The following is a 1,040-nucleotide window of genomic DNA, read 5'->3' on the forward strand; positions in this document are numbered from 1 at the left end:
TGGAACCGCTCGGCTATATCCCACCCGCTGAAGCTGAGGCAAACTATTACCGGCAACTCAGCAACGGAGTTGCGATGCCGGCATCAACTTAAACCAACCAGCCTCCACGATTCCCGGGGCGATTCAATGTCCGTCAACCTTGGAACGTAGTTTGATTACGGTATGTATCATCGCAACCGCCGCCGCGGCGATCGTTACTTGCACGGAAGCCGGTATGATGCTTCCCGCGTTCGTATCCCCCAAACTCGGTGGAAACGGAATCTTCGAGCTTAGCGCGAGCGCACCGCCATAGGTCAAGCCGCATGCGAGCTCCGTGATGAACGAAGAATATGCGGCCCTTCCCTGCGTTTCCGTCAATCTCTCCTGCAACGCTGGATCAGACGATTTCGCCTCGTCAATTTTGTAGCCGAGCAGCCCTCGTAACATCGGAAACAATACGAGCGATGTAATGTACGAAATGGGGATCATCGCTCCCACATTGGAAATCTGCCCGCGATAAAATGCCCCGAGATTTGTCGCCGCTGTCGAATTTGCCCCGGTTCCGGAATTGACGCTGTTCGACATCAGCCCCCATATCACGAACGCAGTGATGCCGTGAACCATCGGCTCCGCGACCAGCGCAAATGCCGCTTCGCTTGCTCGGTTCGTTGAACGTTTCAACGTAACGTGTGCACGCTCGGTGTCCATCTTTGCCGCGCTCAGTGGAGTGGTGGGCAGCGATGCATGCCTGCGCATAACCAGCGCTTGCCCCTCGATCGATTGCCGCGATTGCAGATCGTTCAGTGCCTGCAGCGGGCCATCGGCGATGGGCCGCGCTTGTTGTGTGGGCGCCTTTGATACTGGCGGCTTCATTGACTGCGCCGCAGTCGGGTCGTTCATCTCAGCAGGAGCGCATTGCTCGAATGAAGACACGTTCAACGTAATCGGTAATTGACCGACGTCGTTGCGATCTCAGGCGATCTGATGCAGTGGCGAGCGCAGCGGGTTGTCGGCGAAGAGCGATTTCCAGATTCGCGGCGTGAGTTCGTGCACGCGCGAAG

1 protein-coding gene is annotated in these 1,040 nt (G+C 57.1%); it reads right to left on the minus strand.

Translation table 11 applies throughout. The annotated features are described in order from the left end of the window. Nucleotides 1–123: 123 nt before the first annotated feature. On the minus strand, nucleotides 124–879 hold the full coding sequence (locus GWC77_RS27965) for a hypothetical protein (protein ID WP_173262788.1): 756 nt from the start codon (nucleotides 877–879) through the stop codon (nucleotides 124–126). Between the last annotated feature and the right edge of the window lie 161 nt (nucleotides 880–1,040).

The sequence above is a fragment of the Paraburkholderia sp. NMBU_R16 genome, assembly GCF_013282575.1.
Taxonomy (GTDB): Bacteria; Pseudomonadota; Gammaproteobacteria; order Burkholderiales; family Burkholderiaceae; genus Trinickia.